Here is a 24,947-nt window from a genome sequence, read left to right on the forward strand (position 1 = left end):
AGAATGATCATCGATAAGCACAGCTTGCGTCATGCGGTCGCCGGCCGAAGGACGGTGGCCGCATGACGCGGACGTTCCTGGGGATGCCGCATGCCCCGGCCGGGGTCGGCCATCTGCACGGCAAGCGGCCGTTCCCCGACGCCGCCCGGGACGCCCTGGCCAACCCTCAACTCCGGCGCAACCTGGGCCACGCGACCGCCACCATCCGGGCCAAGCGCGCCGCTGTCGTCGGCGAACTCGATGACTGGGAAGAGCTTCGCCGCGCCGGGGAGGCGCTCAAGGCGTACACGATGGCTCATCTGGACGAGTTGCTGCCGCAGCTGGAGGCGGCCGTGACCGCCCGCGGCGGGATCGTGCACTGGGCGCGGGACGCGGCCGAGGCGAATCAGATCGTGGTGGAACTGGTCCGCGCGACCGGCGCGGACGAGGTCGTGAAGGTCAAGTCGATGGCCACCGCGGAGATCGGCTTGAACGAGGCCCTGGCGGCGGCCGGGATCGCGGCCGTCGAGACCGACCTGGCCGAGTTGATCGTCCAGTTGGGACACGACGAGCCGAGCCACATCCTGGTGCCGGCGATTCACCGCAACCGGGCCGAGATCCGCGAGATCTTCCTCCGCGAGATGCCCGGGGTCGACCCGGAGCTGACCGACGAGCCCCGGCGGCTCGCGATGGCCGCGCGGGCGCACCTGCGCGCCAAGTTCCTCACCACGAAGGTCGCGATCTCGGGGGCGAACTTCGGCGTCGCCGAGACCGGCACGATCACCGTCGTGGAATCCGAGGGCAACGGCCGGATGTGCCTGACCCTGCCGGACACCCTGATCACCGTGATGGGCATCGAGAAGGTCGTGCCGACCTGGACCGACCTCGAAGTCTTCCTCCAGCTGCTGCCCCGGTCGTCGACCGGCGAGCGGATGAACCCCTACACCTCCACCTGGACCGGGGTGACGCCGGGCGACGGGCCGCAGGCCTTCCACCTCGTTCTGGTCGACAATGGACGGACTGCGGTACTGGCCGACCCGGACGGGCGATCGGCGCTGCACTGCATCCGCTGCTCGGCCTGCCTCAACGTGTGCCCGGTCTACGAACGCGCGGGCGGGCACGCCTACGGCTCGGTCTACCCGGGGCCGATCGGCGCGGTGCTGACCCCGCAGTTGACCGGTGCCGCCACCTCTCTCCCGTACGCCTCCAGCCTGTGCGGGGCGTGTTTCGACGCCTGCCCGGTACGCATCGACATTCCCTCGATGCTGGTGCACCTGCGCTCCACCCAGCCGCATCCGCCTGCCGAGAAGGCCGTCATGGCCGCGACCGCCTGGACGATGTCGTCGGCGGGCCGATTCCGGCTTGGCGAACGGCTGCTGCGGCTCGGCCGGTTGATCACCCGCCGGGGACGGATTCGGCGGCTGCCCCCGCCGCTGTCGGCCTGGACCGACACCCGCGATCTGCCCGCGCCGCCCCAGCAGACCTTCCGGGATTGGTGGGCTGCCCGATGACCGCTCGCGACGACGTGCTGGCCCGGATCCGGGCCGCCAATTCCGGTGTCTCCGCGCCCGCGATCCCCCGCGAGTATCGGCGTACCGGGTCGGTTACCGGTGCCGCGTTGCTGGAGCTGTTCACCGACCGGCTCGTCGACTACAAGGCCACCGTCGTGCCGTGTACGCCGCCCGCCCTGGCGGCGACGCTCGCCGGCATCTGTCGCGACTGGACCGTCGTGGTCCCGCCGTCGTCCGAGCTGACCGTGCCCGGCTCCGTCCCCGACGACGGGCTCACGTACGCCCAGCTCGACGAGATCGACGCCGTCCTCACCGGCTGCGCCGCCGCCTGCGCCGAAACCGGCACCATCGCCCTCGACGCCGGACCCGACCAAGGTCGCCGCGCCCTGACCCTGATCCCCGACCGGCACGTCTGCGTCGTCCGGGCCGACCAGGTCGTGTCCACCGTGCCCGAGCTGCTGGCCCGGCTGAACCCGGCCCGCCCGCTCACCTTCATCAGCGGACCGTCGGCGACCAGCGACATCGAACTGCACCGGGTCGAAGGCGTCCACGGCCCGCGTACGCTCATCGTCGTCCTCGTCGCCTGACCCGGCTCCGGCCGCGACGGACTCAGGCGGCGCGTTTGAGGATCTCCGCAGCGACCCGCTCGGGCACCGCGTCCGGAATCCAGTGGCTCACGCCGTCCAGCTCGACGAAGGCGTACTCGCCGGTCACGTGACGGGCACAGGCCTCGGCGGCTGTGCGCCCGATCGCGATGTCCTCGTTGCTCCAGAGGAACGTCGTCGGCACGGTCACCGGGCCGAGCCGGCCGAAGTCGCCGTACGCCATCGCGCGATACCAGTTGAGGCCGCCGGTGAGCCGGTCTCGGTCCAGCATCGGCGTCACATACCGGTCGACCCGGGCTTCGGGGCAGCCGAGGAACATCGCCCGGATGCGCAGACCGTCGTCTTCGAGGAGGACGTCCTCGGCCTCCGGCGTACGGAAGAAGTCCATGTAGGACGATCGTTCCCGCTGGTCGCCGTCCTCGCGGAGGGCGCGGCCGAATGCGGCCAGGTGCGGCACCGACAACGCGGTGAGCGTGGCGGTCCGGTCGGGGTGGCGGACGGCCAGGTACCAGGCGACCGCCGCGCCCCAGTCGTGCCCGACGATGTGCGCCTGCTCGACCCCGAGCTCGTCGAGGACGGCCAAGGCGTCGGCCGCGCATTCGCTGATCCGGTACGCCTCCACCTCGGCCGGGCGGGCCCCCGGTGAGTACCCGCGCTGGTCGAAGGCGACCGTACGCAGTCCCGCCTCCCGGAGCGCCGGAGTGACGAGATCCCACTCCCCCTTGTGCTGCGGGAACCCGTGGAGCAGCAGGACGACCGGGCCGTCGGCCGGGCCGTCCACGTCGGCGTCGAAGGTCAGCCCGCGTACGTCGAACTTCACGTGACGATCTCCCATCGTGTCAGGCCGAGCGCGGTCGAGACGCTGACGACCGCGGCCGAGCCGGCGTCCGCCGCGAGGGTGCGCAACGGCTCGGTCCGGGCGTACGCCAGCGGCCGCCCGTCCGGCGTCCAAGTCCGCAGCCCGTCGTCCCCCGAGGTGACGAGCATGCCGCCGGAGACGGCGATCCCGGTGACCGGACCAGGAGCACTCGCGATGATCCGCTGCGCCCCGGAGCCCAGGTCCCACCGCCGGATCTGCCCGGCCGCGTCGCCGGAGTACGCGTACCCGCCATGGAGGGCGACGGCCCACACGGGCTCTTCGCCGGGGTGCACCCGAATCAGCTCAGCGCCCGGCCGAAGGATGCGTACGCTCCCGGTCATGTGACCGGTGACGACGAGCCCGTCGTCGGCGATCGCGACCGCCGTGACCGACTCGCCCACCGGTGGTTGAGGCACCTTCTCCCAGCCCGAGCCGATCGCCTTCTCCCAGCCCGAGCCGATCGCCGAGCGCCAGACCGAGACGCCGCCCCGGCCGCCGCCCGCGGCGAGGTGACCACCGTCCGGCGAGGCGGCGAGGATCCGGCCGCCCTCGTGCCAGAACGCGCCACCCGTCAGCGCGGGCGGAACCTCCCGCACCGTCGTCGTGACCTGGGGGAAAATCACCCGGCCGTCGTCGAGCAGCGCCGTAATTCCGGCGCTCGTGACGGCTACGCCGTGAATCGGCTGTCCCAGGTCGACGGACGCGTCGCCCGGCCAGATCCGGAGGTGACCGTCCTGCCTGGCGCCGACGATCAGTCCGCCCGCAATGGGGCCGCCATCCGCCTCGACAGGCCCGACCTGACCCGATCTTGAATCGTTGGCATCGTCAGGGCGACGATTTCCGTTCAAGATCATCCCTGCGCCCAGCTTGGGTCCGCCGCCCGAGCCGCCAACGGGTCCGCCGCCGGAGCCCCCAACGGTCTCGGCGGCGCCGCCGAACCCGGTGCCCGAGCCGCCAGTAGGGTCACCCGAGCCGCGAGCGAACTCCGCAGCACCGCCCGAGCCCCCACCCGAGCCGCCAACGGTTCCAGCAGCCGCGCCGGAGCCGCCGCCACCGAGGCGGCCGCAGGCGACAGCGGTCCACGGAGCGTCCCGAGCGGCGAGCCCGTCCCCGGCGAAATCCCAGACGTGCACCAGCTCCTCGGCGGCCGTGGACACCACTCGCAACCCATCGGGGCTCACCGTCACGCAGCGGACCGGTTGCCGATGCCGCCCGAGGACACGCCCGGGCACGACATCGCCGTCCAAGGTCCGCACCGCCAGCGCGGAAGCCGCCGCGGATGCCCCGGCCGGGGAGGACGCGTCGAGCCGCCAGGCCATGACCTGCCCGTCCCCACCACCCGACACGACGGAGCTCCCGTCGGGCGTCACCGTCACGCTCCAGACCTGGCCCTCGTGCTGGCCGAGCGATCGCCGCGAGTCCCCGGCCAGCGGGAACGCGAAGACTTGGCCGATGTAGGTGCCGACGATGACGGTCGAGCCGTCGGGGGTGACGGTCAGCGTTTCGGCCCAGCGTTTGACCCGGCCGAGGATCCAGCCGGTGCCCGAGGCGAGGGCCCAGACGCGTACGGTGTCGTCCCGGCCGCCGCTGATCAGCAGTTCGCTGTCGGGGCTGAAGGCCAATGACCGGACCTGGTCGTCGTGTTCGCCGACGACGGTCGCCTGGCCGGTGGCGAGGTCCCAGAGGCGTACTCGGCCGTCTTGGCCGCCGGTGGCGACGCGGTCGCCGCTGGGGGCGTACGCGATCGCCCAGATGTGCCCGGCACTGGTGACGAAGGGCGGATCGTCGAGGGAGTACGCGTCGGCGTCGAGCCGCCAGCGTCGCACCGTCTTGTCAGCGGCGCAGGTGACCACTTCGTCGCCGCGTGGGCTCACGGCGAGGGCCCGGATCGCGCCGAAGTGGCGGCCGATGTCGACCGCGCGGCCGTCGTCGAGGTCCCAGCGGCGTACGCGACCGTCGTCGTCCCCCGTGATCAGCTGAGCGGGGCCGGCGAACGCGGCCGCCCAGACCTGACGGCTGCCGGAGTCCACCGTACGCGTCAAGGACCGGCTGGCCCGCCCGGTCGTCGACAGTGCGACGATCGCCGGGGCTTGGCGTGAAGCCGCCGCCGCCCACGGACCGGCTGGGAGTCCGGTATGGACAGCGGTCAGCCCGAGTTGGGTGGCCGGCCGGACGAGCGACGCCCCCAGCGTGGGCGTGGCGATCTCCAGGACGCGCACCGCCGACCGGACCTCCGCCGAGGTGGCGGCCGCGGTCCGCAGTATCGGCCGGACCACGTCGATTCCGAGGGCGTCGATCGCGGTGGCCAGCCAGCCCGGGTCGGCCAGGAAACCGAGGTCGCCGCCGGCCGCCATGACCGCCCAGGGCCGATGTTCGAGCAGGTGCCGAGGGGTGTCCGCCGGCCAGCCGCGGGCGGCCCACGACTCCGCCCAGGCGGCGACCTGCGACGTGAACGGCGCGAGGCGTACCGGGCCGAAGACGAGGTCACGGCAGGTGTCGAGCAGCGTCTGGTGGGCGAACCGCCAGGCGCCCGTGTCCTCCAGGACCCGGCCGAAGCGCGCCCGCAACAGCGCCTCGATCTCGAACGGCGAGACCGCGGAACCGCCGAGGATCAGGGCCACCTCGTCGGCGGTCAACGGACCCGCTGCCGCCGTCAGCACCCCGAGGACTCCACGCGTGGCGGCGTCGGCGGCCAGCTCGCGCAGGTCCGACTCGGCCCGCTGCTCGACCCGCTGCGCCTCGACCACCTGGGTCAGCTCGGCCGGATGGAGTGTCCACAACGGATGGTCCGGGTGGACGTCGTCCGGCACCGGCGTCTTCCGTCCGGTCACCAGCACGTGCGTGAAGAACGGCGTACGCGACGGCAGCAGTGAGGCGACGCTCCGTTGCCCGGCTGGGCGGAGGTCCTCGTCGAGCCCGTCGACGATCAGCAGCAGGTGCCGTTCCAGACGTTCCGCTCGGTCGGCAGCGCGCCCCCACAGATCGGCGAACGCGGCCGCATCCGGCTCCGCGGGCGGGTCCTCACCGAGCAGCGAGGCCAGCTGACCGGTGACGGCGGCGAGGAACCGGTCCGCGCTGGCATCGAGCGCGCGCCGCTGCAGCAGGTACGCCACGCAGTCGACCCCGTCAGGCGGCGAAACGGCCAGATGGGCGGCCACCGCGGTCTTCCCCGCCCAGGGCGGTCCCACGACGCGCCGATAGCCGGGCGAGCCGGTCGCGAAGGCGCGCAGCGCCGCGAGATCGGCGGCTCGGTCCAGCAGCTCCGGCGTACGCCCGGCGACCTCGGCGAGGACGGCCTGGTAGCCCGCTCGCCGGTTAGTCGCGGGGAGGCGTACCAGGGTGGACGGGGTGCAGCCGAGCTCCCGCCACCACAGCCGGGCGTTGGGCAGCCGTTCGATGTGCGTGATCGGCGTGGCGGTCAACGCCGACTCCCCCGCCCGCGGCTGGTGCTCCGTCACGACACCGAGCACGATCTCGTTGCCCGCCGAGCCGGTCACGATCGCGCTGCCGGACACGCCGGACCACTGGCTGCGCCCGAGCGCCTCCTGCTGCGGCGGAAGCGGCCGGGGCGTACTGGTCACGCGCAAGGTCAGCAGGTCGGCGACCCGCTGGTCGGCGGTGGGGATCTCGCCGTCGAGCTGGGCGGTGTCGCGTACCGGCCGGCCGTCGGCCGAGCGTCGCTCCTGAAAACTCGGGTAGCCGATCGCGCGGCAGTCCCGGATCAGCGTCGCCGCCTCCCGGTCCACCGCGCCGAACCGCAGCGGCCGGACACCGGGCACCGGCGTCGCGAGTTCCAGCAGAGCCAGGTCCGCGCGCTCGCCGCCCAGCAACAGGACGGCCGCCGGATGCTCCACCTTGTCCACGCCACGAACGGTGACGGTGCCGTCCGCGGTCACCGCGTGGGCCGCGGTCAGCACCAGCCGGTCGGTGACGAGCAGGCCGGAGCCGCTGATCCAGCCCTCCGCGCCTTCGCACAGCACCTCGACGGCCCGATCGGTGTACCCGGTCACGCGGGTTTCTCCAGGCCGCGCGCACCCACCTTGATCGGGCGGCCGTCGGCGTCGACCGGCGGCTCCAGCACGATGGTCACCTTCTGCACCGACTCGCTCGCGACCCCGGCCTGCCCGCCCAGCTCCAGCACCCAGAACCGCACCCCTGCCTGCGCCTCCGCGCTCCGGGTCACGCCCACCTGGAACTCCAGCGTCACCTGCCCGACCGGGAACTGCACCGGCGCGTCGGCCGCCTCCGCGCTCGCCCGCGCGAGTTCCGCGCGCAAAGCCTGGACGACATCGACGAGCCCGATCTGCGACATGCGGCCCATCCTTCCCGGGCGCTCAGATCATGCGCAAGACCGTCGTGTGCTTCAGGTCCGCGTCCTCCAGGTCCGCATTCACTGGTACGCGGAAAGCAGCGACCTGCTCGAAGCCGGTGGTCGGCCGATAGGCGCGTCCGGGGTCCCCGACGAGCACCAGCGCACCGCGATCGTGCTGCCGTCGCAGGAACCCGAGCATCGCGTTCGCCATGTCCCGGCTGTAGAAGACGTCCCCCGCGAGGACGACGTCCGCCTCCGGGACGGGCAGCTCGGGCGGCGTACTGAGCAGGTCGCCCAGCGCGCGGTCGACGGACACTCCGTTCAGCTCCGCGTTGAGCGCGATCGCGGCGTCGGCGTACTCGTCGATCTCGTTGGCGACGACGTGGCTCGCGCCGGACCGCGCGGCCGCGATCGCGACGAGCCCGCCGCCGGCTGCCAGATCGAGCACGGTCCGGCCGGCGACCAGCTCGGGATGGTCGAGGATGTGGCGGGCGAGCCCCTGGCCGCCGGCCCAGGCGAAGGCCCAGAACGGCGGCGGCAGCCCCTTGCGCCCGGTGACCTGCTCCATCAGCTCCCACAGCGGGATGGCCTCGGCGGCCTGCCGCAGTTTCAGCTCGGGCAGGAACGGCAGCCCCAGCGGTTCGGTGTGGGCCCGGACGAAGTCGATCAGCACCCTCCGACCCTACCCATCGGGCTGATCCGCCGGGCATCGCTCGGGCCGTACGCTGGCCGCCGTGACCTCCGTCGAACACATCCGCGACGCCGCCCGCGCCGACCAGTACTGGGCGCTGGTGCCGCAGGGCCCGGGCTTCTGGGCGCTGTGCCGCTTCGACGACGCCACCGGATTCGTCGGCCCGCCGGTGCACGTCTCCGGCACGATCGGCGGCCACCCCGGAGTGGCCGTGGCCTGGGCGCAGCGGATCACGGGGTTGGCGGGCTGGGTGCCGATGACCTCCCGGCCCGGCATCCTGGTCGAGGAGGCGTACTCGCTGGTTCTGGAGATCGCGCGCCAACCGCGCACCGGGCGGCGGATCGTGTTGCGGGTGGAGGCGGATCCGCAGCGGCCGAGCGGCGCGTCGGTCGTGGTGCGCGAGCGCTGGGACGCCTCGGGCCTCTACAGTGACGCGCTGTCGGTGGTGGACCGGGCGGAGTTCGCCGACGAGACGCAGATGCTCCAGCAGACGGCCGAGGGGTTCGGCCTCGATCCGGCGCTGTGGACGCCGGTTCTGCCCGGCGTGGAGTACGCCCACGGCCCACTGACCTGATCAAAACGCGGACGACGTCCACCAAGCCCGACTCTGTCCTCATTTGACAGACAATCGGACTGGACTGCCACCCCGGGGTGCCGCAGGATGGGTGTCGGTGCGGCGGCGCCTCGTTCGACACGGCTCGCACCCGACCGCGTCGCCGCACCGACACCCTTGACGGCCTGGGCTACAGCGCGCCCGCCTGCTGCATCACACCCACGACGGACTTGGCGATCTCCGGCATCCCGCCGTCGGACGGGCAGTCCACGTAGGCCACGCTGACCGCGTCGACGGTGACCACGTATGAGAACGCGTCGCGGCACTGGGTCGGCTTCTGCGACCGCAGCGCCTCCTGGCCCAGCCGCTGGTCGGAGGTCAGCGCCAGCAACTGGTCCAGCTGAGCGGCGGTGAGCTTGCCGGACTTGGCCGAGCCGTTCTTGGCCGTCGTCGTCCACGCCCCTTCCGGGGTCACGGCGACCTTGTCACTCATTCCGGCGATCCCGCCGGCGCGGCGTACCTCGAGGGTGGTGAACCGGGCAGCGAGGGTCGGCGCGGCCATCGTCGCGCCCGGTGAGGGCTGCTGACCAGGGCTGTTGGCGCAACCGGTCAGCAAGGCGAGGGCAACCGCTATGACACCTAGTGTCCATCGGCCGGACAAGGATGTCACATTCCCAGCATTCACAATGTGTCTTCCTTCGATATATAAATCTCTCGGTGGCTACCGCCATCATCACACTAAGTCGGGGAGGACTCAGTGAGAAGATCCATCGCGATCGCCGGCGCCGCCCTCTTGATGGGCGGCGTTTTGCTCGGCACCGCGCCCGCAAGCGCGGCTCCGGGCGGATCGGCGTCCGCCGTCGCCCGCGCCGACCAGGCGCTGTCCGAGCATAGGGCGGCTGCCGCAGCGTCCGCGTCCGACGCGTTCAGCGCGTACCGGACGATCAACGACGCGAACGGCGGCGCACACGTGCGCTACACGCGTACCTACAACGGGTTGCGGGTCTACGGCGGCGACATCGTCGTGCACACCAGCCCCACCGGCGCGTACGCCGGAACCTCGGTCGGCCTCGCCTCGCCGCTGTCGCTGAGCACCACGGCGAAGACCACCACGGCTCAGGCCAAGGCGGTCGCCCGGCAGAACTTCCGGGGCACCATCACCTCGGTCGGCGACTCCGAGCTGTTCGTCGACGCCTCCTCGGGCACCGGCAAACTGGCCTGGGAGACCGTCGTGTCCGGCTGGGGACCCGACAAGCAGACCCCGTCCAAGCTGCACGTGATCAGCGACGCGGTCACCGGGGCGTACCTCGGCGCGTTCGACGAGATCGAGACGGTCTCCGGCACGGGCAACAGCATCTTCTCGGGCACCGTCACCGTGGACACCACGCTGTCGGGCAGCACCTACTCGATGGTGGACCCGTCGCACGGCAACGGCCGCACCTGCGACCTGAACAACGGGACGTCCACCTGCACCACGTTCACCGACACGGACAACGTGTGGGGCAACGGCACGAACTCCAACCGGCAGTCGGCCGGCGTCGACGCGCACTACGGCGCGGCGCTCACGTTCGACTACTACAAGAACGTCCACGGCCGCAACGGCATCTTCGGCAACGGCACCGGCGTACCCTCCCGCGTGCACTACGGCAACAACTACGTCAACGCCTTCTGGGACGGCGCCCAGATGACCTACGGCGACGGATCGGGCAACGCGAACCCGCTCGTCGCGATCGACGTGGCCGGCCACGAGATGTCGCACGGCGTCACGGAGAACGTGGTCTCCGGCGGCCTGACCTACTCCGGTGAGTCCGGCGGTCTCAACGAGGCCACCAGCGACATCTTCGGCACCGCCGTCGAGTTCTCCGCCAACAACACCTCCGACCCGGGCGACTACCTGATCGGCGAGGAGATCAACATCAACGGCGACGGCACCCCGCTGCGCTGGATGTACAACCCGACCCTCGACGGCGCGTCGCACGGCTGCTGGTCGACCAGCACCAACAGCGTCGACGTGCACTACTCGTCCGGCGTCGCCAACCACTTCTTCTTCGACCTCGCCGAGGGCACCGGCGCGACCCAGTGGGGCACCAGCCCGGTCTGCGGCAGCGCTCCCGCCGTCGTCGGCATCGGCCGGACCAAGGCCGAGAAGATCTGGTTCCGCGCGCTCGACGTCTACTTCACGTCGAACACCCGGTACGTGAACACCACCACGCCGTCCAACACCTCCCGGGCGTACACGCTCAGCGCCGCCACCGACCTCTACGGTCTGTGCAGCGCCGAGTACAAGGCCGTCCAGGCGGCGTGGACCGCGGTCAACGTGGCCGGCTCCGACGCGTCCTGCCCGGCGGGCAACGACTTCTCGATCGCCGCCTCGCCGGCCTCGGGCTCGGTCAACCCCGGCGGTACGCTCACCAGCACGATCAGCACCGCGCTGACCAACGGCTCGGCCCAGACGATCAACCTGTCGGCCTCCGGCCTGCCGAGCGGCGCCACCGCGTCGTTCAGCCCGGCCTCGGTCACCACGGGCGGCTCGTCCACGCTGACCATCGCCACCGCGGCGAGCACCCCGGCCGGCACCTACTCCGTCACCGTGACGGGTACCGGCACCGGCTCGACCCGCACCACCACCTACACGCTGACGGTCAACGGCCCGCCCGGATGCTCGCAGACCAACGCGACCGACGTGACGATCCCGGACAACACCACGGTCGAGTCCCTGATCACGATCTCCGGCTGCACCGGCAACGCCGGCGCGGGCTCCACCGTCGAGGTGCACATCGTCCACACCTACATCGGTGACCTCGTCGTCTCCCTCGTCGCCCCGGACGGCACCGTCTACACGCTGTCCAACCGGGCCGGCGGCTCGACCGACAACATCGACACCACCTACACCGTCAACCTGTCCAGCGAGGTCGCCAACGGCACCTGGCGGCTACGCGTACAAGACGCCGCCAGCGCTGACACCGGCTACATCAACAGCTGGACGCTCAACCTCGGCGGATCGGCGCCGCCGGCCTGCACCGGCACCAACGGCACCGACGTCACCATCCCCGACAACACCACGGTGAACAGCGCGATCACCATCGCCGGCTGCACCGGCAACGCCAGCTCGACCTCCACCGTCGAGGTGCACATCGTGCACACCTACGTCGGTGACCTCGTCGTCTCGCTGGTCGCCCCGGACGGCTCGGTGTACGCCCTGCGCAACCGCACCGGCGGGTCGGCCGACAACATCGACCAGACCTTCACCGTCAACCTGTCCACCGAGGTACGCAACGGCACCTGGAACCTGCGCGTACAAGACGCCGCCAGCGCCGACACCGGCTACATCAACAGCTGGACGCTGACCCTCTGATCACCCCCGGGAAGCGGCGCCGGTCCTCGTGACCGGCGCCGCTTCGCATCATCTCCGGCGCTGATCTCCGCGGCTTCAGGACCAGCGATCGCCCGTCTCCGCGTCCCACAGGTCGATGACGTCGCCCAGGAACTCGTGGACGTATCCGCAGTTGCCGCAGATCAGCCCGAGCGACGACCGGTTGGCCCAGGCCAGATCCAGGAACTCCATCACCGCCGTGTTGAGCTTGATACGCCGGCTGCTGAACAGCCCGCCTTGGCAGACGAGACACCGAAACAGGTTGCCGTTGATCGTCGCCGCCAGCGGCGCTCGCCCACCCGAAGTCATCCTGACACCTTATGAACGTGCCACCACTCGTCCGGCATCTTCTGTGCCGCCGAACGATCCGCCCACGATCGGCGCGACTTCACCCTCGTGCCCTACGGCGACGGCGAATACCGCGTACGCGGCGTGCTCGACGCGGAGATGGCCGCGATCGTCCGGACCGCTCTCGGCCCACTGTCCGCGCCCCGCAGGCCTGCTCCGACAGCAGCGGCCACATCCGTGTCCGGCGAGTGCGCCGGTGCCGGCGCGCCGAACGGGTACGGACGGGCCGCGTCTTGGAAGCGGCGCTTCTAAATGCGGTGGTAGCTCCAGCTGACCATCTCGCCGTCGTGGTAGGGCATCACGCCGTGGAACTGGCGCGGATCGTCGTCCAGCACCATCGGCAGCCACTCGTGATCGCTGGCCCACATCGGGATGCTGCGGATGGCGTCGACCGCGACCCATTCGAGGGTGCCCTCGTCCGGGCCGTCGTGCAGCTCGCCGGAGTAGGCATCGACCCGGAAGATGAAGCCGAGCCAGTCCTCGCCTTGTTTGCCGAAGCCCGGCCACAGCACCGTGCCGCGCAGCAGCAGCTCGTCGGCGATCAGGCCGGACTCCTCCTTGATCTCGCGGCGTACGCCGGTCACCACGTCCTCGGAGCGTTCGACCTTTCCGCCGAGCCCGACGTATTTGCCGAGGTGGACGTCGCCGGCCCGTTTGTTCCGGTGCAGCATGAGCACTCGCTGCCGATCCGGGGAGAGCACGTACGCCAGGGTCGCCAGCACCGGAGTCACCATGTCCCGAACCCTATCGTCCGGCGGAATCGTCAGACCTTCGCGGCACGATGGCGGGGTGTCGTTGCAGAACCGGGTGCTGCCGACCGGTGAGATCGTCCGGGATCCCGGGCGGGGACTGTTCACCGGCAATCGGGGCTGCCTGCACGGGGAGGATCGGGAGCTTGGGGTCTCCCGCTGGCGGTCGAAACTATGGATCTGCTGCGTGCTGGACTGGCGGGGCAGGCAACGCGAGGTGATGCCGCCCGGGCGGTGGACGGCGCTGTTCTTCCTCGACGAGGCGACCGCGTTCGCCGCCGGGCATCGGCCGTGCGCGTACTGCCGACGCCGGGACTTCCTGGCGTACGCCGAAGCCTGGCGTTGTGCATACCAGTTGACGGAAAGGCCGAGAGCCGCGGAGATGGACGCGCGTCTGCACAGTCAGCGAGTCGAACCGCGGACCCGGCGGCAGCGCACGAGCCGCGCGCTGTTCGCGGACCTGCCGGACAGCACGATGATCCGCCTGGCCGGGCCGGCGCTCAAGCTCGGCGGGCTGGCGTTGCCCTGGTCGTTCGCCGGATATGGTGAGCCCGTGCCTGCCGGGGGCGAGGTCGAGGTGCTGACGCCGCCCGCGACCGTGGCGGTCCTAGCGGCGGGCTATCGTCCCGTGCTGCACCCGACCGCGCTCAGGCAAGGCCTTTGAGCCGACGCCACTCGCGGACGACCTCGTCGACGTCGATCCGGTCGATCACCACCGGCGGACCGTCGACCAGACCGCGATTGGCCTGCGCGATGCGGTCGTTGAGGTCGGCGACCATCTGCCGGACCGTCTGCTCGGAGTTCTTCTTGACCGCCTCGTCGAGGATGTCCTCGGCCGCCTTGCGGATCTTCAACGAGGTCGGTGCGAGGCCGCCGAGATTCTCCCGGGCGACCATGCTCTTGAGCCACCAGTCTTCGTCGTAGTGCTCGCCCGCGCCGGGAAGCGGCTTGCCGGTGCCGGGCAGATCGTCGAAGTCGCCCCGTTCCTGGGCCTCACGGATCTGCCGGTCGATGCGCGATTCGTACCAGGTCCCCATGGTCCGACGATACCCGCCGCGATCTTCGCAGCTCGGCGCGGGATGATGAGCGGGTGCCGGATCTGCGCATCACCAGCCGCAACGCCCGCTTCCAGCAGTGGTCGGCGTTGCTGACCAACCGCACCAAACGCCACCGGGCGGGTGAGTTCCTCGTCCAGGGCGTCCGCCCGATCTCGCAGGCCATCGAGCACGGCTGGGCGGTGCGTGCCCTGGTCTACGACCTCGACGCGCAGCTCTCGCACTGGGCCACCGACCTGCTCGACACGGTACGCGCGCCGGCCGTCGCCATGGCGCCCGAACTGCTCGCCGAGTTGGGCGGCAAAGAGGACGACGCGCCCGAGCTGATCGCGGTCGTGGCCCAGCGGCCGGACGACTTCCGGCGTATCCAGCCGGCGCCCGGCCGCCCGGCCGTCGTCTTCGACCGACCCACCAGCCCCGGCAACATCGGCACGCTGATCCGGTCGGCCGACGCGTTCGGGGCGGCCGGGGTGATCGTCACCGGGCACGCCGCTGATCCGTACGATCCGAAGGCGGTGCGGGCCAGCACCGGATCGTTCTTCGCGGTGCCGGTCGTCCGGGCGCCGTCGCATCGCGAGGTGCTCGAGTGGGCGGCGTCCCAATCGCTCGCGGTGGCCGGAACGGATGAGACCGGCGACGTCGACGTGGCCGAGTACGGGTACGAACAGCCCACGCTGCTGGTCATCGGCAACGAGACAGCCGGGATGAGCGCCGGGTGGCGCGAGGCGTGCGACACCGTGCTCAGCATTCCCATGATCGGCGCGGCCAGTTCGCTCAACGCCGCGACCGCCGGTTCGATCGCGTTGTACGAGGCGGCCCGCGCCCGGTCCCGTTCTTGACTCGTTCGAACTACTGTTCGATAATGGTGGCCATGGAGCTGGTGGAGCACTGGTGGAACGGGGGTGCCGGCGGGCACCGCGAAGACGTCATCGTGCGGCGAGGCCCGGAGGGCACGCACGAAGTGGAGCTGCGCGTCGGCGCACGCTCGATCAAGCGCGAATACCGGACGCGCGACGAGGCCAAGACCATCTCCGACGGCCTGCGGGCGGTCGGGGTCTGGCTGGACCTGACTCGGCTACGCTCGTTCGCCGGGCAGGCCGTGGCGCGGTGACTCAGCACGCCGGGACCGAACGGGAGCCCGCGATCATCGCCGTCCACGCCGTCCTGCGGCGAGGCGACCAGGTGCTGCTCGGGCTGCGGCAGGGCACCGGCTGGTCCGACGGTCACTGGCACCTTCCGTCAGGCCACGTCGAGCGGGAGTCGTCGCTCGCGGCACTCGTCCGGGAGTCCTGGGAGGAGCTGGGCGTCGTCGTCGACCCGGCCGCGACGCGGCTCGTCCACGTGCTGCACCACTGGGGCGCGCCGAGTCGCGTCAATCTGTTCTTCGAGGTCGGCGGGTGGGACGGCGAGCCCGTCAACGCCGAGCCCGACAAATGCGCCGCCGTCGGGTGGTTCGACCTCGATCGGCTACCTCCGGTGACAGTGGCCTACGCGGCCCAAGCGCTGGCCCGCTATCGCCAGGGCGTCGCGTACAGCGAGTTCGGATTCGCCTCGGAGCGCGTCCGCTAAGCTCCTCGCCCATGACGGCGGCGGCGATCTTCGACCAGCAGGAACGACGGCAGTGGCGCGACCGCGCCGAGGCGTACGCGGACAGCTTCGCGCACTTGTGCGGGCACACCGCGGCGGCATTGCTCGACGCGGTCGCCGTCCGGCCGGGTGATCGCCTGCTCGACGCCGGCACTGGGACGGGCACGGTCGCCGCGCTGGCCGTCACACGTGGCGCCGCCGTCTCCGCCGTCGACGCGGAGCCTTCCATGGTCGCGTACGCCCGCGAACGGGTGCCCTCCGCGCAGGTAGTCGAGGCGACTCTTCCGGAGCTGCCATTCGAGGACGGTGCCTTCGACCGCGTGGTCGCGAACTTCGTCCTCAACCACGTCGGCGATCCCCGCGCGGCCGCGGCCGAACTGCGTCGCGTCACCCGGCCCGGCGGACGGATCGCCGTGACGATCTGGCCCTACCCCCAGCCGCCACTGCAGCGCCTCTGGGCCGACGCCGTCGAGGTCCCCGGACTGGTCCGCCCGGCCGAGCGAGTCACGGTCGTGCCCGAACTCGACTTTCCCCGCACCGTCGCCGGCCTCGCGGCCTTGCTGAGGGAAGCCGGGCTGGACCAAGTCGGCTGCGATGTCGTCGCGTGGGAGCACATCACCGACGCTGAGGACTGGTGGAGCGGACCGGCCAACGGCATCGCCTCGATCGGGCAACTCGTGGTCGCGCAGACGCCCGAGGTGGTCGAAAGAATTCGCGCTCGCTACCTGGACCTGGCGTCGGCGTACCGGCGTGCGGACGGGCTGCTCGCATTGCCGACTGCTGGCCTGATCGGCGTCGGCACCGCCTGACGCCGCATCGCAGCTGCCAGAGAACGCCCGGCATCGCGGGAACGCCCAGCATCGCGGGAACGCCCAGCATCGCGGGAACGCCCAGCATCGCGGGAACGCCCAGCATCGCGGGAACGCCCAGCATCAGACCGCCGCTAGAACGGGCATCGCCGTAGGAAGCGCCCACCGGTTCCCGGCCCACCGCGATCGGGCAAGCTCCACCGAGTGGGCAGCGAGTGGAACGCTATGCACCTTACGGTGGGCCGGAAAGGTACACCATGTTCCACCGAAGTCCTGTCGCTGGGCCGCCCGGCCAGACGCGCGAGAACCGCGCGAACCGCGAGGCACTCGGCAACCGCGAGACGCGCGAGCGGTCCAGCGATGCCGGAGGTGATCAAGCGGGCGGCACCGGGCGCTCGAAGAAGCTTTCCAGCACCACGACGGTCTGCGTACTGGTGACGCCGTCCACGGCGAAGAGCCGGCGCAGCACGCCCTGCAGCTCCTCCGTCGTCCGCGTACGCACCTTGACCATGAGCGACGCCGCCCCGGCGACGACGTGCGCCTCCAGGATCTCCGGGATGGCGGCGAGCGCCTCCTTCGTGTCGCCCATCCAGGCATTGCCGTCGACCATCACGTACGCGAGAACTCCGCGCCCGACGGCGGCCGCGTCGACGTCCACAGTGGTCCGCCGGATGACCCCGCGCTCGCGGAGCTTCCGGACCCGGTCGTGCGTGGCGGCGGCGGACAGCCCGACGGCCTGCCCGAGAGCGGCGTACGCCGATGTCGCGTCCCGCTGCAGTTCCGCCAGCAACGCACGGTCGACGTCATCCAGATCACTCACGGGTTGACCGTACCAGATTCGGCATGCATAGGATATTCCCGAATGTCATACAGACAGGAGCGAGGAACCATGGAGTCGAACGGCACGGACACGATCCCGGCCCGATTCGAGAAGCTGGACGAGCGGTTCCGCTGGTGCGACGGCGACTACGAGGTACGCCGCCTGTTCACCGGCGCCCGCAAGACGGAGGGGCCGGCGTACTTCCCGGCGGGGCGATACCTCGTGTTCAGCGACATCCCCAACGACCGGCTGCTGCGCTACGACGAGCTCACCGGAGCGGTCGGCGTCTTCCGCCCCACCTCCGGGTACGCCAACGGCAACACCGTCGATCGCGAAGGCCGCCTGATCACCTGCGAGCAGGGCAATCGCCGGGTCACCCGGACCGAGCACGACGGCACCGTCACGGTCCTGGCCGACAGGTACCAGGGCAAGCGTCTCAACAGCCCCAACGACGTCGTCGTCCATGCGGACGGCTCGATCTGGTTCACCGATCCGAGCTACGGCATCGACTCGGATTACGAGGGAAACCAGGCGGAGTCCGAATTGGACGGCTGCTTCGTCTTCCGGCTCGACCCGTCGGGCGAGCTGACCGTGGTCGCCGACGACTTCTGCCGCCCGAACGGGCTGGCCTTCTCGCCCGACTTCCAGCGGCTCTTCATCGCCGACACCCGCCAGGAACCGAGCCACATCCGCGTCTTCGAGGTGACCGCCGACGGCCGCCTCGCCGGTGGCGCCATCCACGCGACCTGCACCTTCGGGCGGTTCGACGGGCTGCGGCTCGACACCGAAGGCCGGATCTGGGCGGCCGCCTGGGACGGCGTCCACTGCTTCGCCCCCGACGGCGACCTGATCGGCAAGCTGCTCCTGCCGGAGTCGGTGTCCAACCTGGCCTTCGCCGGGCCGAAGCGCAACCAGCTCTACATCACCGCGGCGACGTCGCTCTATTCCCTTCGCGTCACCTTCAACGGCGCCCGCTGAAAGGGCGCTGGATCAGGGATCTCGGCCGAATCATGGCCCAAGATTCGACCCAGATCCCTGATCCAGCACAAAAGGCGGGCAGCGCGAAACGCGGGCAGCGGGAAACGCGAGAGGGCAAGCGCAAAAGTCGGGGGTCGGCGCGAAAGGCGAGGCGGCGACCCATGGATATCCGTGATCTGTGGCTATAAAATTCACACTGCCCAATGTGGGAGCGCTCCCAACGCCCAAGGAGACAGCATGCCCAGATTCCGCCTGCTGGCGGCCACGGCGGTGACCGCCTTGATCGCCGGCCTGACCAGCGCCGTCCCCGCGCCCGCCCAAGCGGCCGGCCCTTACAACTACGCCGAAGCACTGCAGAAGTCGATCTGGTTCTACGAGGCGCAGCAGTCCGGCGCCAAGCCGAGTTGGAGCCGCGTCGGATGGCGCGGCAACTCCGGCATGTCCGACGGCTCCGACGTCGGTCTCGATCTGACCGGCGGCTGGTACGACGCCGGCGACCACGTGAAGTTCGGCTTCCCGATGGCGGCCAGCACGACGATGCTGGCTTGGGGAGCGGTCGAGTACCGCACCGCGTACCAGAGTTCGGGGCAGCTGACGCCGCTGCTGAACAACCTGCGGTTCGTCAACGACTACTTCATCAAGGCCCACCCGTCGGCCAACGTCCTCTACGGACAGGTCGGCAACGGCGGCACCGACCACGCCTGGTGGGGACCGGCCGAGGTGATGAAGATGGCGCGCCCGGCGTACAAGATCGATGCCAGCTGTGGCGGCACGGACCTGGCGGCGGAGACGGCGGCCGCGATGGCGGCCAGCTCGATGGTCTTCCGGCCCACGGACAGCGCCTACGCCGACAAGCTGCTGACCCACGCGACGCAGCTGTACACCTTCGCCGACACGGTGCGGAAGAAGTACCACGAGTGCATCACCGACGCGCAGGGGTACTACCAGTCCTGGAGCGGCTACAACGACGAACTGGTCTGGGGCGCGATCTGGCTCTACCGCGCGACCGGCACCGCGTCCTACCTGGACAAGGCCAAGGCCTACTACGCGAACCTCGGCACCGAGCCGCAGTCGACGACGCACTCCTACAAGTGGACGCAGGACTGGGATGACAAGTCCTACGGGTCTTATGTGCTGATGGCCAAGCTGACCGGTGAGCAGCAGTACATCGACGACGCCAACCGCTGGCTCGACTACTGGACCGTCGGCGTCAACGGCGCGAAGATCACCTACTCCCCCGGCGGCCAGGCATGGTTGCAGCAGTGGGGCTCGCTGCGCTACTCGGCGAACACCGCGTGGGTGGCGCTCGTCTACTCGGATTACCTGAGCGACGCGACGCGTAAGGCGCGCTATCACGACTTCGCGACGTCGCAGATCAACTACATCCTCGGCAGCAACCCGAACAACCGCAGCTACATGATCGGGTTCGGCAACAACTCCCCGATCAACCCGCACCACCGCACCGCGCACGGTTCATGGACTGACAGCCTCACCAGCCCGACGAACAACCGGCACGTGCTCTACGGCGCGCTCGTCGGCGGGCCCGGCGCGGCGAACGACGCGTACACCGACGACCGCAGCAACTACCAGATGAACGAGGTCGCCGACGACTACAACGCCGGGTTCACCTCGGCGCTCGTCCGGATGTACTCCGAGTACGGCGGCACGCCGCTGGCGAACTTCCCGCCCACGGAGACGCCGGACGACAACGAGATGTACATCGAGGCGGGCGTCAACGCGTCCGGCGCGACGTTCACCGAGATGAAGGCGACCGTCTACAACAAGTCGGCCTGGCCCGCCCGCGCGCTGACCAACGGCTCGTTCCGGTACTACTTCACCCTCGACGGCAGCACCACGCCGTCGCAGATCTCGCTGTCGTCGGCGTACAACCAGTGCACGGCGCCGACCGGCCCGACGCAGTTCAGCGGGAACGTCTACTACGTGACGGTCTCGTGCGCCGGGCAGAGCATCGCGCCCGCGGGCCAGTCAGACTGGCGGCGCGAGGTCCAGTTCCGGATCGCCAGCACCGGCACGTGGGACCCGACCAACGACTGGTCCTACCAGTCGGCCATCGCACGCGACGCGCACATGACGCTCTACGACGGCGCGACGCTCGTCTGGGGTTCCGCGCCGAGCGGCGGCTCCACCGACACGACTCCGCCGTCATCCCCTGGTACGCCCACCGCATCGGCGATCACATCCACCTCGGCGACGCTGACGTGGACGGCGTCCACCGACACCGGCGGCAGCGGCCTGGCCGGCTACGACGTCTACCGTGAAGCGGGCGCCACCGACGTCCTCGCCGGAACCACCACGTCTCTGTCGCTGGCGTTGACCGGGCTGACCGCGTCCACGTCGTACACCTATTACGTCGTGGCGCGGGACGGAGCCGGGAACTCGACGGCGTCGTCGCCGGTGACGTTCTCGACGAGCGCACCGCCCAACGACACCACTCCCCCGTCGGCCCCCGGTACGCCGGTCGCCTCGGCGATCACGTCCAGCGGCGCGACGCTGACCTGGACCGCATCCACCGACACCGGCGGCAGCGGCCTGGCCGGCTACGACGTCTACCGCGAGGCCGGCACCACCGACGTCCTCGCCGGCACGACCACCACCACGTCGTTCGCCCTCACCGGCCTCACCGCGTCCACTTCGTACACCTACTACGTCGTGGCCCGGGACGGGTCCGGCAACAAGACAGCCTCGTCGCCGGTCACCTTCAGCACCACCACGGCCGCCGCGCTGAGCTGCGACGTCGCGTTCGTGTTCAGCAGCCAGTGGCCGGGCGGCTTCACCGCCGCGATCACGGTCAAGAACACCGGCACGACGACGATCGGCCCGAACTGGACCCTGGTCTTCACCTGGCCGGCGAGCGGGCAGGCGGTCACCCAGGGCTGGTCGGCGACCTTCACCCAGACCGGGCAGATCGTCACGGCGAAGAGCCTCGACTACAACGGCTCCATCGCTCCGGGGGCGAGCGTGTCCCTCGGGTTCAACGGCTCGTACACGGGCTCGAACCCGGAGCCGACCGCGTTCACCCTCAACGGCACCCCCTGCACCGTCTCCTAACCCCGTCACCCCTGCGGGAGGTCCCGCACAGGATCAGGGTTCTCGGTCGAATCATGCTTCAAGATTCGGCCGAGAACCCTGATCCAGCCCCCAAATCGGCCGCCGAAGCAAGCGATCCGGGAGCCCGGGCGCGACAATGGAAGCAGCCGACGAGGGAGGCGACATGGCCAACGAATGGAACGAGCTGGGTGAGAAGCTGGAAGGCCTCGGCCTGAAGCTGAAGATGCACCTCCAGCAGAGCGACACCAGCGAGGTGCCCGACGCGCTGAGCAAGCTCGGGAACGCCGTCCAGGAGGTGTTCGCGGCGGCGGGCAACGCCGTCAAGGACGACGCCGTCCGGGCCGACGTCAAGGAGGCCGGGCAGATGCTCGGCGACGCGCTCGCCAACACGTTCAGCAAGGCGAGCAACGATATCCGCGACCGTTTCGGCAAGAAGCCCGGCGAGTCCGGCCCGGAACCCACGCCGGACGCGCCCGAGACCAAGCCAGCCGACGGGTCAGCTCAGGAATGACAGGATGCGCCGCCAGGCGTCGGCGGAGGCCTGGCGGTTCTCCTGGTGGTGCAGGTCGAAGAAGCTGTGCGGGGCGTCGGGGTAGACGACCAGGTCGTGGGGCGTACCGACGGCGGTGAGAGCCTGATCGAAGCGGTCGATGGCCGACGCGGGGATGCCGGGGTCGGCCCCGCCGAACAGGCCCAGGATCGGCGTCGTCAGCGTCGCGGCGACCTGGTTGGGGCCGGCTGATCCGTTGATCTCGTCGAGCGCCCCGTAGAGCCCGACGACGTGGGAGAGCCCGTAGGACGGATCGGCGGTCAGGAAGGCGAGCCGGCCGCCGAAGCAGAAGCCGAGCGCGGCGACCGGCTGCCCCAGTGTCCGCAGGTACGCGATCCCGGCCGCGATGTCGCCGTACAGGCCGGGCCGGGTGAGCGCCATCAGGTGCGGCAGGACCGTCGCCAGGTCGTCGAACCCGGTGCGGGCCCGGTGATCCACCCCCGCCGTACGCCCGAAGTAGTCGACGGCGAGCGCCGGGTGTCCCTTCTCGGCGAGCCGGAGCGCGAGGTGCTCGTAGAAGCCGGAGAGTCCCCGGTTGTCGGGGAGGATCAGGACCGAGCGGCCGGAGACGTCGGCGGGGACGGCCCGGTACGCGGCGAACAACGCGCCGTCCGCGCCGGTCAGGCGAAGATCGGCGGACTCGGCGGTGGTGACGGGTTCGGAGTGGATCGGCGGCTGGGCGTCGAGGTCGTGGCACATGCGGCCGATGCTAGTTCCGTGATTCGCCCATAATACCACAAAAACGATCTTGAAGCAAGTACGCAGTGGACGGAAATCGATCCGCCGAAGGCCTTAAGGTGTCGCCATGAAGGTCATCGTCTTCGGCGCCACCGGCATGGTCGGCCAGGGTGTGTTGCGGGAGTGCCTGCAGGCCCCCGACGTCGACCAGGTCCTCACCGTCGGGCGGCGGGCCACCGCGCGCGGGCACACCAAGCTGCGCGAGGTCGAAGTGCCCGACCTGGCGAACCTGTCGGCGATCGAGGACGAGTTCGGGGCGTACGACGCCTGCTTCTTCTGCCTCGGCGTCTCCTCGGCCGGGATGAAGGAGGCGGACTACCGGCGGCTGACCTACGACCTGACGCTGGCCGTCGCCCGCCCGCTCGCCGAGCGCAATCCCGAGGCCACCTTCGTCTACGTCTCGGGCGCGGGGACCGACAGCACCGAGCAGGGTCGCAGCATGTGGGCACGGGTGAAGGGCAAGACGGAGAACGACCTGTTCGCCCTGCCCTTCCACGCGTACGCGCTGCGTCCCGGTTTCATCCAGCCGATGCACGGCGAGGTTTCGCGTACGCGCTTGTATCGCACGTTGTACGCGATCGGCCGCCCCGTCTTCCCCTTGGTGCGGCGGCTGTCCCCGAGGTCGGTGACCACCACGGTGAACATGGGCCGGGCGATGCTGACCTTGGCCCGGCACGGCTGGCCGGACAAGGTGCTCGGTCCGGAGCAGATCAACGCGGCGGCTGGACGAAGCTGACTCCGTGCCGCGCCGCCGCGGCGGCGGCGAGCGGAAACACCTCGGCCATCGGGGCGTCCACCGGGATCGACTCGTCGAGGTCGGCGAAGAACCGCCCCATCGCGTCGGTCAGCGTGAACACCAGGAACTTCGCCGACGGCGTGGCGATCGAGAAGGTGTGCTGGGCGTAGGGCGGGACGGTCAGGGCCGCGCCCGGCGTCAGGTCGTAGGCGTCCTCGCCGACCTGGACGCTCATGGTGCCGTGGAGCAGGTAGTAGGCCTCGGGCCAGGCGTGCGTGTGCAGTGGGATGGCATGGCCGCGCGGCGCGTCGATCTCGAAGAGCTCGTAGCCGCCGTCGGTCTGCTTCCCGCCGATCTTCACCGTGTGAATCGCGTCGATGGCCCGCAGCTCCACGCCGTCGCCGGCCGGGCTGTGGTGGACGAAGTGCGTCATGACTCCCCCTTCAACGATCTTTCGAGCTCGGCCAGCCCCGGGCCGCCGAGCCACCGGAGACCGGCCGGACGGCCGGTCAGGACGAGCAGCAGCGCCGAGATCGGCCCCTCGACGCGTACGCCGTCGCCCGCCGCCCAGGACGCATCGGAGGCGACCAGGCGGAGGCCACGCAACCGGCGTCGGGCCCCGAACGGGAAGCTCGTCGACCACACCCGCTTCGCCGAGTTCACCGCCGCCGCGACCGGCATCTTCCGGTCGATGCCCAGCGGGATCGCGATGTCCTGCCCGTGCACGAGGACGTCCAGCAACGGCTCATGGATCGAGGTGCCCGGCGCCGGGCGGCGAGATCCGCTGATCGCCCGCAGATCGGCCACGATCTGGTCGACCGGCCGCTGCGCGCGCTCGACCGCGGTCGCGTACACCATGCGGTTGAAGCTGCCCCGCGCCCGCACGATCTCGCGGAGCACGGTCCCCCACGAGGTGATCGGCCCGAGCGTGAGATGCGCCGCGACGTCGCGGACGCGCCACCCCGGACACAGTGAAGGCTGCTCCCACTGCTCGGGTGTCAATCTGTCGAGCAGGCCGGCCAAGTCGAGCCGCTGGGCATCGACCTCGCGCCAGATCTCGTCGTTCCGCATGATTCGTCTCCCTGCCCGCTCCCGAATCCCTGCCCGCTCTCGTAATTTGGTACGATGCTCTGACCAATTTTAGTCAGAGCGTCTGACCAATTGTCAACGAACCGCAAGGGGAGAGAATGCCGGAGGAACAGCTCAACGTGGGCCTGCTGCTGTTCATCCCGTACCGGGCGATGGAGTCTCGGGTCTTCGCCGAGCTGGCCGAGGCCGGATACGCCGACTTCACTCCGGCCCAGGCCCGCGTGTTCCAGCGGATCGGGCCGGACGGCACGCGCCTGACCGAGCTGGCCGAGGCGGCCGGGGTGACCAAGCAGACCGCCGGATTCCTCGTGGATCAGCTGGAGAAGGCCGGCTACGTGGAACGAGTGCCCGATCCGCGGGACGCGCGCGCCCGGCTGGTGCGTATAGCGAAGCGCGGCCACGAGGCGATTCCCGTGGCCGCGCAGGTGGTGGCGCGAGTGGAGGCGGAGTGGACCGCCCATCTGGGCAAGCGGCGGATGGCTCAGCTCAAGGAGATCCTCGGCGACCTGCGGAGCATCACCGACCCCTACGCCTGA

26 protein-coding genes are annotated in these 24,947 nt (G+C 70.5%); 14 read left to right on the top strand and 12 right to left on the bottom strand.

Annotation, left to right across the window (positions count from 1 at the left end; translation table 11 throughout):
- The first annotated feature begins 62 nt into the window (after window positions 1–62).
- Both AB0H43_RS10110 and AB0H43_RS10115 read left to right on the top strand, forming a co-directional pair.
- Window positions 63–1,490, top strand: a complete 1,428-nt coding sequence (locus tag AB0H43_RS10110; protein ID WP_359998914.1) for a LutB/LldF family L-lactate oxidation iron-sulfur protein — start codon at window positions 63–65, stop codon at window positions 1,488–1,490.
- Window positions 1,487–2,077, top strand: a complete 591-nt coding sequence (locus AB0H43_RS10115) for an LUD domain-containing protein (RefSeq protein WP_359998915.1) — start codon at window positions 1,487–1,489, stop codon at window positions 2,075–2,077. Before AB0H43_RS10110 ends, AB0H43_RS10115 begins: the two co-directional genes overlap by 4 nt.
- A 22-nt stretch (window positions 2,078–2,099) precedes the next feature.
- Here the strand turns inward: AB0H43_RS10115 and AB0H43_RS10120 are convergent, their stop codons facing one another.
- From AB0H43_RS10120 to AB0H43_RS10135, 4 genes are read right to left on the bottom strand one after another with little or no spacing between them, the layout of a single operon-like run.
- Window positions 2,100–2,915 carry an alpha/beta hydrolase gene (locus AB0H43_RS10120; RefSeq protein ID WP_359998916.1) on the bottom strand — a complete coding sequence of 272 codons (816 nt, stop codon included), beginning with the start codon at window positions 2,913–2,915 and terminating at the stop codon, window positions 2,100–2,102.
- Window positions 2,912–6,964, bottom strand: coding sequence for a hypothetical protein (locus tag AB0H43_RS10125; RefSeq protein ID WP_359998917.1), 4,053 nt, complete (start codon window positions 6,962–6,964; stop codon window positions 2,912–2,914). The genes AB0H43_RS10120 and AB0H43_RS10125 overlap by 4 nt, the downstream gene beginning before the upstream one ends.
- Window positions 6,961–7,266: a trypco2 family protein gene (locus AB0H43_RS10130; protein WP_359998918.1), complete on the bottom strand. Its 306-nt coding sequence runs from the start codon at window positions 7,264–7,266 to the stop codon at window positions 6,961–6,963. The genes AB0H43_RS10125 and AB0H43_RS10130 overlap by 4 nt, the downstream gene beginning before the upstream one ends.
- Window positions 7,267–7,288: 22 nt before the next feature.
- Window positions 7,289–7,939, bottom strand: coding sequence for a 50S ribosomal protein L11 methyltransferase (locus tag AB0H43_RS10135; protein WP_359998919.1), 651 nt, complete (start codon window positions 7,937–7,939; stop codon window positions 7,289–7,291).
- Window positions 7,940–8,000: 61 nt separating this feature from the next.
- On the opposite strand from AB0H43_RS10135, the gene AB0H43_RS10140 reads away from it, so the two are divergent.
- Window positions 8,001–8,531 (top strand): hypothetical protein, encoded by a 531-nt coding sequence (locus AB0H43_RS10140; protein WP_359998920.1) that lies wholly within the window; start codon window positions 8,001–8,003, stop codon window positions 8,529–8,531.
- Window positions 8,532–8,700: 169 nt separating this feature from the next.
- Here AB0H43_RS10140 and AB0H43_RS10145 read toward each other — a convergent pair whose 3' ends face one another.
- Window positions 8,701–9,180 carry a hypothetical protein gene (locus AB0H43_RS10145; protein ID WP_359998921.1) on the bottom strand — a complete coding sequence of 160 codons (480 nt, stop codon included), beginning with the start codon at window positions 9,178–9,180 and terminating at the stop codon, window positions 8,701–8,703.
- 87 nt (window positions 9,181–9,267) lie between these two features.
- Between AB0H43_RS10145 and AB0H43_RS10150 the strand changes: the two genes are divergently transcribed.
- Complete coding sequence (locus tag AB0H43_RS10150) at window positions 9,268–11,865, top strand: M4 family metallopeptidase (protein WP_359998922.1); 2,598 nt, start codon at window positions 9,268–9,270, stop codon at window positions 11,863–11,865.
- Between the two features lie 75 nt (window positions 11,866–11,940).
- On the opposite strand, the gene AB0H43_RS10155 is transcribed toward AB0H43_RS10150, so the two are convergent.
- Window positions 11,941–12,192: a hypothetical protein gene (locus AB0H43_RS10155; protein ID WP_359998923.1), complete on the bottom strand. Its 252-nt coding sequence runs from the start codon at window positions 12,190–12,192 to the stop codon at window positions 11,941–11,943.
- Between the two features lie 287 nt (window positions 12,193–12,479).
- Window positions 12,480–12,965 carry an 8-oxo-dGTP diphosphatase gene (locus tag AB0H43_RS10160; RefSeq protein WP_359998924.1) on the bottom strand — a complete coding sequence of 162 codons (486 nt, stop codon included), beginning with the start codon at window positions 12,963–12,965 and terminating at the stop codon, window positions 12,480–12,482.
- 55 nt (window positions 12,966–13,020) lie between these two features.
- Here AB0H43_RS10160 and AB0H43_RS10165 point away from each other — a divergent pair, with 55 nt between their 5' ends.
- On the top strand, window positions 13,021–13,644 hold the full coding sequence (locus tag AB0H43_RS10165; protein ID WP_359998925.1) for a hypothetical protein: 624 nt from the start codon (window positions 13,021–13,023) through the stop codon (window positions 13,642–13,644).
- Here the strand turns inward: AB0H43_RS10165 and AB0H43_RS10170 are convergent.
- Window positions 13,628–14,017, bottom strand: coding sequence for a DUF1992 domain-containing protein (locus tag AB0H43_RS10170; protein ID WP_359998926.1), 390 nt, complete (start codon window positions 14,015–14,017; stop codon window positions 13,628–13,630). The genes AB0H43_RS10165 and AB0H43_RS10170 overlap by 17 nt on opposite strands.
- A 53-nt stretch (window positions 14,018–14,070) precedes the next feature.
- Here AB0H43_RS10170 and AB0H43_RS10175 point away from each other — a divergent pair, with 53 nt between their 5' ends.
- Genes AB0H43_RS10175 through AB0H43_RS10190 form a run of 4 tightly spaced genes read left to right on the top strand, consistent with a single transcriptional unit; the run spans window position 14,071 to window position 16,431 of the window.
- Window positions 14,071–14,874: a TrmH family RNA methyltransferase gene (locus AB0H43_RS10175; RefSeq protein ID WP_359998927.1), complete on the top strand. Its 804-nt coding sequence runs from the start codon at window positions 14,071–14,073 to the stop codon at window positions 14,872–14,874.
- A gap of 32 nt (window positions 14,875–14,906) precedes the next feature.
- Window positions 14,907–15,146 carry a hypothetical protein gene (locus AB0H43_RS10180; RefSeq protein ID WP_359998928.1) on the top strand — a complete coding sequence of 80 codons (240 nt, stop codon included), beginning with the start codon at window positions 14,907–14,909 and terminating at the stop codon, window positions 15,144–15,146.
- The gene (locus AB0H43_RS10185; RefSeq protein WP_359998929.1) at window positions 15,143–15,604 is read left to right on the top strand and encodes an NUDIX domain-containing protein; all 462 of its coding nucleotides are present in this window, start codon (window positions 15,143–15,145) and stop codon (window positions 15,602–15,604) included. Before AB0H43_RS10180 ends, AB0H43_RS10185 begins: the two co-directional genes overlap by 4 nt.
- Window positions 15,605–15,615: 11 nt before the next feature.
- Window positions 15,616–16,431 (top strand): class I SAM-dependent methyltransferase, encoded by an 816-nt coding sequence (locus AB0H43_RS10190; protein WP_359998930.1) that lies wholly within the window; start codon window positions 15,616–15,618, stop codon window positions 16,429–16,431.
- Between the two features lie 373 nt (window positions 16,432–16,804).
- Here the strand turns inward: AB0H43_RS10190 and AB0H43_RS10195 are convergent, their stop codons facing one another.
- Window positions 16,805–17,242, bottom strand: coding sequence for an Lrp/AsnC family transcriptional regulator (locus tag AB0H43_RS10195; RefSeq protein WP_359999324.1), 438 nt, complete (start codon window positions 17,240–17,242; stop codon window positions 16,805–16,807).
- Between the two features lie 78 nt (window positions 17,243–17,320).
- On the opposite strand from AB0H43_RS10195, the gene AB0H43_RS10200 reads away from it, so the two are divergent.
- The 3 genes from AB0H43_RS10200 (at window position 17,321) to AB0H43_RS10210 (ending at window position 21,809) form a co-directional block, all read left to right on the top strand.
- A complete protein-coding gene (locus AB0H43_RS10200; protein ID WP_359999325.1) occupies window positions 17,321–18,229 on the top strand; it encodes an SMP-30/gluconolactonase/LRE family protein in 909 nt (302 codons plus the stop codon).
- A gap of 237 nt (window positions 18,230–18,466) precedes the next feature.
- The gene (locus AB0H43_RS10205; RefSeq protein ID WP_359998931.1) at window positions 18,467–21,298 is read left to right on the top strand and encodes a glycoside hydrolase family 9 protein; all 2,832 of its coding nucleotides are present in this window, start codon (window positions 18,467–18,469) and stop codon (window positions 21,296–21,298) included.
- 163 nt (window positions 21,299–21,461) lie between these two features.
- The gene (locus tag AB0H43_RS10210; RefSeq protein WP_359998932.1) at window positions 21,462–21,809 is read left to right on the top strand and encodes a hypothetical protein; all 348 of its coding nucleotides are present in this window, start codon (window positions 21,462–21,464) and stop codon (window positions 21,807–21,809) included.
- Here AB0H43_RS10210 and AB0H43_RS10215 read toward each other — a convergent pair.
- Window positions 21,795–22,547: a dienelactone hydrolase family protein gene (locus AB0H43_RS10215; RefSeq protein ID WP_359998933.1), complete on the bottom strand. Its 753-nt coding sequence runs from the start codon at window positions 22,545–22,547 to the stop codon at window positions 21,795–21,797. The two genes, AB0H43_RS10210 and AB0H43_RS10215, sit on opposite strands and share 15 nt — an antisense overlap.
- Window positions 22,548–22,653: 106 nt before the next feature.
- On the opposite strand from AB0H43_RS10215, the gene AB0H43_RS10220 reads away from it, so the two are divergent.
- Window positions 22,654–23,322: an NAD-dependent epimerase/dehydratase family protein gene (locus tag AB0H43_RS10220; protein ID WP_359998934.1), complete on the top strand. Its 669-nt coding sequence runs from the start codon at window positions 22,654–22,656 to the stop codon at window positions 23,320–23,322.
- Here the strand turns inward: AB0H43_RS10220 and AB0H43_RS10225 are convergent.
- Window positions 23,297–23,755, bottom strand: a complete 459-nt coding sequence (locus tag AB0H43_RS10225; RefSeq protein WP_359998935.1) for a cupin domain-containing protein — start codon at window positions 23,753–23,755, stop codon at window positions 23,297–23,299. The genes AB0H43_RS10220 and AB0H43_RS10225 overlap by 26 nt on opposite strands.
- Window positions 23,752–24,393 carry a maleylpyruvate isomerase family mycothiol-dependent enzyme gene (locus AB0H43_RS10230; protein ID WP_359998936.1) on the bottom strand — a complete coding sequence of 214 codons (642 nt, stop codon included), beginning with the start codon at window positions 24,391–24,393 and terminating at the stop codon, window positions 23,752–23,754. The genes AB0H43_RS10225 and AB0H43_RS10230 overlap by 4 nt, the downstream gene beginning before the upstream one ends.
- A gap of 116 nt (window positions 24,394–24,509) precedes the next feature.
- On the opposite strand from AB0H43_RS10230, the gene AB0H43_RS10235 reads away from it, so the two are divergent.
- Window positions 24,510–24,947, top strand: coding sequence for a MarR family transcriptional regulator (locus tag AB0H43_RS10235; protein WP_359998937.1), 438 nt, complete (start codon window positions 24,510–24,512; stop codon window positions 24,945–24,947).

Origin of the sequence: Hamadaea sp. NPDC050747 (assembly GCF_040654195.1) — a bacterium.
Lineage (GTDB): Bacteria > Actinomycetota > Actinomycetes > Mycobacteriales > Micromonosporaceae > Hamadaea.

Coding starts and splice junctions, on each gene's coding strand:
- AB0H43_RS10220 (WP_359998934.1), top strand. CDS start 22,654: ATGAAGGTCATCGTCTTCGGCGCCACCGGCATGGTCGGCCAGGGTGTG.
- AB0H43_RS10190 (WP_359998930.1), top strand. CDS start 15,616: ATGACGGCGGCGGCGATCTTCGACCAGCAGGAACGACGGCAGTGGCGC.
- AB0H43_RS10225 (WP_359998935.1), bottom strand. CDS start 23,755: ATGACGCACTTCGTCCACCACAGCCCGGCCGGCGACGGCGTGGAGCTG.
- AB0H43_RS10200 (WP_359999325.1), top strand. CDS start 17,321: ATGGAGTCGAACGGCACGGACACGATCCCGGCCCGATTCGAGAAGCTG.
- AB0H43_RS10205 (WP_359998931.1), top strand. CDS start 18,467: ATGCCCAGATTCCGCCTGCTGGCGGCCACGGCGGTGACCGCCTTGATC.
- AB0H43_RS10170 (WP_359998926.1), bottom strand. CDS start 14,017: ATGGGGACCTGGTACGAATCGCGCATCGACCGGCAGATCCGTGAGGCC.
- AB0H43_RS10160 (WP_359998924.1), bottom strand. CDS start 12,965: ATGGTGACTCCGGTGCTGGCGACCCTGGCGTACGTGCTCTCCCCGGAT.
- AB0H43_RS10230 (WP_359998936.1), bottom strand. CDS start 24,393: ATGCGGAACGACGAGATCTGGCGCGAGGTCGATGCCCAGCGGCTCGAC.
- AB0H43_RS10110 (WP_359998914.1), top strand. CDS start 63: ATGACGCGGACGTTCCTGGGGATGCCGCATGCCCCGGCCGGGGTCGGC.
- AB0H43_RS10235 (WP_359998937.1), top strand. CDS start 24,510: ATGCCGGAGGAACAGCTCAACGTGGGCCTGCTGCTGTTCATCCCGTAC.
- AB0H43_RS10130 (WP_359998918.1), bottom strand. CDS start 7,266: ATGTCGCAGATCGGGCTCGTCGATGTCGTCCAGGCTTTGCGCGCGGAA.
- AB0H43_RS10155 (WP_359998923.1), bottom strand. CDS start 12,192: ATGACTTCGGGTGGGCGAGCGCCGCTGGCGGCGACGATCAACGGCAAC.
- AB0H43_RS10180 (WP_359998928.1), top strand. CDS start 14,907: ATGGAGCTGGTGGAGCACTGGTGGAACGGGGGTGCCGGCGGGCACCGC.
- AB0H43_RS10210 (WP_359998932.1), top strand. CDS start 21,462: ATGGCCAACGAATGGAACGAGCTGGGTGAGAAGCTGGAAGGCCTCGGC.
- AB0H43_RS10115 (WP_359998915.1), top strand. CDS start 1,487: ATGACCGCTCGCGACGACGTGCTGGCCCGGATCCGGGCCGCCAATTCC.
- AB0H43_RS10215 (WP_359998933.1), bottom strand. CDS start 22,547: ATGTGCCACGACCTCGACGCCCAGCCGCCGATCCACTCCGAACCCGTC.